At 71.5% G+C, this 6,006-nt stretch carries 6 protein-coding genes; all 6 read left to right on the top strand.

What is annotated here, in order from left to right; genetic code table 11:
- Positions 1-151 precede the first annotated feature (151 nt).
- Complete coding sequence (locus Q0L54_RS09845; RefSeq protein ID WP_296667691.1) at positions 152-1,045, top strand: hypothetical protein; 894 nt, start codon at positions 152-154, stop codon at positions 1,043-1,045.
- A 51-nt stretch (positions 1,046-1,096) separates the two neighbouring features.
- Positions 1,097-2,368 (top strand): MFS transporter, encoded by a 1,272-nt coding sequence (locus Q0L54_RS09840; protein ID WP_296667689.1) that lies wholly within the window; start codon positions 1,097-1,099, stop codon positions 2,366-2,368.
- A 358-nt stretch (positions 2,369-2,726) separates the two neighbouring features.
- On the top strand, positions 2,727-3,959 hold the full coding sequence (locus Q0L54_RS09835; RefSeq protein ID WP_296667688.1) for an FAD/NAD(P)-binding oxidoreductase: 1,233 nt from the start codon (positions 2,727-2,729) through the stop codon (positions 3,957-3,959).
- A 27-nt stretch (positions 3,960-3,986) separates the two neighbouring features.
- Complete coding sequence (locus Q0L54_RS09830) at positions 3,987-4,301, top strand: TusE/DsrC/DsvC family sulfur relay protein (protein WP_296667686.1); 315 nt, start codon at positions 3,987-3,989, stop codon at positions 4,299-4,301.
- A gap of 12 nt (positions 4,302-4,313) precedes the next feature.
- On the top strand, positions 4,314-4,841 hold the full coding sequence (locus Q0L54_RS09825) for a DsrE/DsrF/DrsH-like family protein (RefSeq protein WP_296667684.1): 528 nt from the start codon (positions 4,314-4,316) through the stop codon (positions 4,839-4,841).
- Between the two features lie 47 nt (positions 4,842-4,888).
- Positions 4,889-6,006 (top strand): VanZ family protein (locus tag Q0L54_RS09820; protein ID WP_296667683.1); only part of this gene is annotated, 1,118 nt, incomplete at its 3' end.

Raw genomic sequence — 6,006 nt, 5'->3', positions numbered from 1 at the left:
CGTCGCGGCCTCCGGCGCCGGCACGCCCCCTCGCGCCGCGCTGACCCGCGCCGCCGAGCCGCGGGCGGCGGCATGAGCCGGCGCCGCGCACAAGCGCGGATACGATCGAGATCGGACCCGTCGACGGGACGGTCAGCGAGGAGCGTGCAGCATGCGCAGGTCAGGGGTCGCGATCGCAGCGCTCGTGCTGGCGTTGACGGGCTGCGTACGGGTCTCCGCGGAATCCACGCTCGGGCCCGACGACACGTTCTCGCAGCACGCGATCGTCGCCATGACCAACCAGGCGCGCAACGCGATCGAGAGTCAGTTGGACCAGGTCGAGCTGCCCGAGGGCGTCGACACGCCGGACGTCCCGCTCGACGTGGGCGCCCTGCTCGACCCCGACACCGTGCGTGAGCAGCTCGCGCCCCTCGAGGAGGCCGAGCCAGGCTCCGTGACGGTCCAGGCGTACTCCGACGATGAGGGCCGCAACGGCGTCGAGATCGACATCGTGGATGTGCCGCTCGACACGGTCGCCGATGCCGCGGGGGCCCTGCCGGTGGGCGGGGCGTCCGCGATCGCCCGCGACGGCGACACCTACGTGGTGACCATCGAGACGGGCGCCGCCTCTCAGCTGCAGGCCGCCGGCGGCGGGATCGGAGACCTCTCGCTCCTGGAGGGCGCCGTCGACGTCGCGGTGGCCTTCACCTTCCCCGGCCTGGTGAGGGAGGCGAGCGCGGGCACCATCGAGGGCACCACCGTCACGCTCGGCCTGTCCGATCTGCTCGGCTCCGACTCGATCAGGATCGTCGGGGGCGCGGACCGCGAGATCGACTGGGGCCCACTGCTGAAGTGGGGACTCGTCACGCTCGCGGGCCTGCTGGTGGTGGGCGGGGGCGCCGCGCTCGTGATCCAGGACCGTCGCCGTCGTGCGCGCACCGCCCTCCCGCCGCCACGCGCGGACGGCGGGGGCGGCGTCGGCATGCTGGGAGCGCGGGACGATGCGCCCGCTGCCGCGCCGGACGATGCCCCGGCGGCGCCGCGCACGGCGGGCGAGGAGCCCTAGCGGCGCCACGCGCGCATCGTGCCCTCGCCGTCGGGTGAGACCATGGTCGGCGTGCTCGATACCTACCGCTCGATCCTGAGCCACCCCGGCGCCAAGGCGTTCGCCGCGGCCGGCCTGCTCGCCAGGCTGCCCATCTCGATGTTCAACATCTCGATCATCCTCATGGTCCAGATCCAGTACGACAGCTACGCCATGGCGGGCCGCGTCGCCGCCGTGGGCGTGCTCGTGTGGGCGCTGCAGACGGTGCCCACGGCCCGGCTCGTCGACCGGATCGGCCAGCGCGCCGCCATGATCCCGCTCACGCTCACCTTCGTGGCGGGCGCGACGCTCGCGATCTGGACCGCGATGTCCGGTGGGCCGGAGTGGCTGCTGTGGCTCGCCGTGGCGATCGCGTCGATCCAGGGTCCGCTCGGGTCGCTCACCCGCGCGCGGTGGTCCCATCTGCTGCGCTCCGACAAGGACATCCATACGGCGTTCGCGCTCGAGGGCTCGCTGGACGAGGTGCTGTTCGTGGGCGGCCCCGCGCTCGCCACGATTCTCGCGACGCTGGTGTGGGCGCCGCTCGGCGTGGTGGTCTGCCTCGTGGGCCTGGTGGTGGGCATGACGATCCTGCTGGGCCAGCGCGCCACCGAGCCCGCGCCGCGCCGCGGCACCGGCGGCCGGTCGTTGGGCCTGAGGCTGCCGGGCGCGGTGATCGCGGTGGCCTTCATCTCCTTCGGGATCGGCGCGATGTTCGGGGCGTTCGACATCTCGATCGTGGCGTTCGCGGACGAGGCCGGGCACAAGACGCTGTCCGGTCTCATCATCGGGATCATCTCCGCGGGCTCGCTCGTGGGCGGCCTGCTCTACGGCGCCCGCCACTGGCGCACGCCGCTGTGGCAGCGCACCGTGATCGGCACCGTGCTGCTCGCCGCGGGTTTCGGCGCCCTGGCCCTCGCCCCCAACGTGTTGGTGCTGTCCCTGCTCGGGTTCGTCGCGGGCGTCACCATCGCACCCACCCTCACCAACGCGGACACCGTGGTGCAAAGGGTGGTCGCGCGCGATCAGATCACCGAGGGCATGGCCTGGCTGCGCATCGGCCTCGGCATCGGGGTAGCGCTGGGCGCCTGGGTCGCCGGCGGGCTCATCGAGAGCGCCGGCGCCCGGGCCGGGCTCGGGGTCGCGGCGGCGGGCGGCGCGCTCGCGTTCGCGTTCGCGCTCGCCTTCGCGGTGGTGATCAAGCGCGGAACGGAGCGCGTGGACGCGTCCGAGCCGGACGATGCGCCGCCGCCTGTCGAGCGCGAGCTCGCCGTCGAACAGCCACCTCTGCCTCCCCATATGTAGGACGCGGCGGCGGTTCTCGCCTCGGTGGGACCTAGGTCCCCGCCCGGTGCGCGCAGGCGGGTCTACCTTCGAGAACACAGGACGTGGGTGGCAACGGCGCCGCCCGACACAGCGTGGCTCGGGCGACCATCCGGGGACTTGGTCGCCCGAGCCGCACCCCATTCCGTGCGTCGGCGTCCCGCTCCCTCCCCCAGGGGCGCCGACGCCGGATTCTTCGCATGCCCGGAGCCCGCAGGCACCGCCATGGAAACCATTCTCATCAGGGGACATTGGTCCCGCGAGCCGCGAGCCACCCAGGCATACCGTCGGGAGTATCGACGCCCTCAACCAGGGCCGGGACCCAATGGAGGGATCCACGATGCGCAGACTGCTGATCCTCGGCGCAGGCACCGCAGGAACGATCGCGGCGAACAAGCTGCGGCGCCGGCTCGCGCGCGACGAATGGGACGTCACCATCGTCGAGCAGCGCGCCGCCCACTACTACCAGCCGGCCTTCCTGTTCATCCCGTTCGGGAAGTACAAGCCGGCCAAGGCGCGTCGCGAGGCGTCGCGCTACATCGGCGACGGCGTCACGCGGGTCTCAGGCGAGGTCGACGTGGTCGATCCCCAGGGCCGCTCGGTGACCCTGGTCGACGGCACCACGCTCGCCTACGACTACCTGATCATCGCCACCGGCACCTCGCCGCACCCGGAGGAGACGCCGGGCATGGCGGACGACTGGCACGGCGCGGTCCACTCGTTCTACACGTTTGAGGACACCGTGGCGCTGCGCGAGGCGCTGGCGAAGTTCGACGGCGGCAAGCTGGTGATGCACATCACCGAGATGCCCATCAAGTGCCCCGTCGCGCCCCTCGAGTTCACCCTGCTGGCAGACGACCACTTCCGCCGCCGCGGCATCCGCGACAAGGTCGACATCACCTTCGTGACGCCCTTGGACGGCGCCTTCACCAAGCCGGTGGCCGCCGCCACGTTCGGCGGGCTGCTCAGCGACCGCGGGATCGCGCTCGAGTCCGACTTCATGATCGAGAGCGTGGACGCCGAGGGCCACAAGCTGGTCTCGTACGACGAGCGGGAGGTCCCCTACGACCTGCTGGTCACGGTGCCGGTCAACCGCGGCGCCGCCTTCGTCGGGCGCTCGGGGCTCGGCGACGAGCTCGACTTCGTCACCGTCGACAAGGGCACGCTGCGCCACACCGTCTACGACACGATCTTCGCCGTGGGCGACGCGACCAACGTGCCCACGTCGAAGGCCGGCGCGGTCGCCCACTTCGAGATGGACACCTTCCCCGATCAGTTCATGCAGATGATCGCGGGCGAGGAGCCCGAGGAGAAGTTCGACGGCCACGCCACCTGCTTCATCGAGTCGGGCGGCGGCAAGGCGCTGCTCATCGACTTCAACTACGACACCGAGCCGCTGCACGGCACGTTCCCGCTGGCGGGGGTGGGGCCGCTCCCGCTGCTCAAGGAGTCGCGCCTGAACCACCTGGGCAAGCTCGGGTTCGAGTGGGCGTACTGGTCGATGCTGCTTCCGGGCCGGCCGATGCCGCTCCCGGCGCACATGTCGATGTCAGGGAAGAAGACGCCCGCCTAAGCGGCGGCACCGGACCAAGGAGGAGAGATGACCACGACCACCCTGAAGGGGCGCGAGGTCCACGTCGACGACGAGGGCTTCCTGACCGAGTACGACGAATGGGACGAGGAGTTGGGCGCGGAACTCGCGTCTCAGATCGGCATCGAGATGACCGATGCGCACTGGGGCCTGATCCGCTTCCTGCGCGCCGACTTCGCGGAGACGGGCCAAACCGCGACGACGCGACGCGTCGCGACCGTGGGCGGCGTGCCCGTCAAGGAGCAGTTCCAGCTGTTCCCCAAGAAGCCCGGCAAGAAGATGTCCTACATCGCGGGCCTGCCCAAGCCGGCCGGCTGCGTCTGAGAGAGGTGCACCATGACCGCGACTGAACCGCGCATCGTCCCGAACTTCGGGGACGAGGATGAGACCGACCGCAAGCTGGTCATCATCTGCTCGAAGGGCAACCTCGACATGGCCTACCCGGGCCTGGTGCTCGCCAACGCGGCGCTGGGCGAGGGCATCGCCGTCGACCTGTTCTTCACCTTCTGGGGCTTCGACATGATCACCAAGGATCGCCAGACGAAGCTCAAGTTCTCCCCGGTGGGCAACACCGCGATGCACCTGCCCACGGGCGGCCGCATGCCCCAGTGGCTGTCCCCGTTCCCGGGCATGACCTGGGTGGCGACCAAGATGATGAGGAAGCAGATCGACGATCTGGGCATCCCGCCCGTCGACGAGTTCCTCGACCAGATCGTCGCCTCGGGTGGGCGCCTGTGGGCCTGCCGGATGAGCGCCGACATGCAGGGCCTCACGATGGACGACCTCCGGGACGACGTAGAGGACATCATCACGGCGGCCGACTTCATGGACATCTCCGAGGGGGCGCAGACGCTGTTCATCTGACGAGGGCCCCTCTACCGGGCGCGATGCCCGGGCCGTAACGTTTCCCCATGGTCGACTACCGGGCATCCGCGATCGCCACCGTGGTGGCGACGGCCGCGCTCATCCCGGTCGCCATGCTGCCCCTGCTTGCCCGCACGGTCCGGCGGTACGGGCGGCTGCGGGGCTGGCCGATGCTCGCCGCGCTGGGCCTGCTGGGTGCCTCGGTCGCACTGGCGGCGTACACCGTGCTGCCGCTTCCGGACGCGGGCGACCTGCAGTGCACGGGAGGCAGCCTGTCGAGCTACTGGATCCTGGATCCGCGCGCGTCCACGGTCCCCATGCTCGATGCGTTGCGGGACCACGGCCTGCTCGCCATCGCCCGCGACCCGTACGTCCAGCAGTTCTTCCTCAACGTGCTGCTCTTCGTGCCCTTCGGATTCCTCCTTCACCAGGTCACGCGATGGGGGGTGGTCGCCGCCTCCGCGCTGGGCTTCCTCACGTCGCTCGGGATCGAGCTCACCCAGGGCTCGGCCTTCTTCGGCACGTATCCCTGCCCGTACCGCACCTTCGACGTCGCCGACCTGGTGGCCAATACCGGCGGCGCGATGATCGGGGCCGTCCTGTCCGCCGCGGTGGTCGCCGCCGTGCCGGCGGTGACGCCTCGGCCAGTGCCCGATCTGGAGCCGCCCACCCCGGGCCGGCGCGGCGTCGCGGTCCTCATCGACGCCGGCGTCGCAACCATGGCGGCGGCGGGCGCTGTGGGAGCCCTCTCGCTCGCCCGGGGCCTCGCGGGCGGCAGCGAACCGGCCCTCGAGGTGATCGGCGACCGCGGGGACTGGGCGCTCGCCCTGCTCGCCGGAACCGCGCTGGTCGCCGTGGTCCACCCGTTGCTGCGGCGCGACCGCGCGACCCTCGGGCATGCCGTGGTCAACGTGGGGCCCGCGCGCACCGCGGATCCGGCCAGGCACGGGTCCGCGGCGCAGGTGCTGGTGCGGTGGCTCGTGCGGTGGGTGCCGGTGGCCGTGGCGTTCGCGCTCGGCACGCCGTGGATCGAGGTCATCGCCGTCGCGGAGATCGCTTGCGTGGCCCTCACCGCCCGCCGCGAGTCCCTCGCCGGCCTCGCGAGCCGAACCTCGACGCGAACGCTGCCGTCCTTGCGTCAGTCGCGCACGGCCGCATCGCGGGT

The organism is Demequina sp., from assembly GCF_024642165.1.
Classification (GTDB): domain Bacteria; phylum Actinomycetota; class Actinomycetes; order Actinomycetales; family Demequinaceae; genus Demequina.
The sequence above is the reverse complement of the archived record's forward strand: the minus strand, read 5'-3'. Positions and strand labels throughout refer to the sequence as shown.

Coding starts and splice junctions, on each gene's coding strand:
- Q0L54_RS09845 (WP_296667691.1), top strand. CDS start 152: ATGCGCAGGTCAGGGGTCGCGATCGCAGCGCTCGTGCTGGCGTTGACG.
- Q0L54_RS09835 (WP_296667688.1), top strand. CDS start 2,727: ATGCGCAGACTGCTGATCCTCGGCGCAGGCACCGCAGGAACGATCGCG.
- Q0L54_RS09830 (WP_296667686.1), top strand. CDS start 3,987: ATGACCACGACCACCCTGAAGGGGCGCGAGGTCCACGTCGACGACGAG.
- Q0L54_RS09825 (WP_296667684.1), top strand. CDS start 4,314: ATGACCGCGACTGAACCGCGCATCGTCCCGAACTTCGGGGACGAGGAT.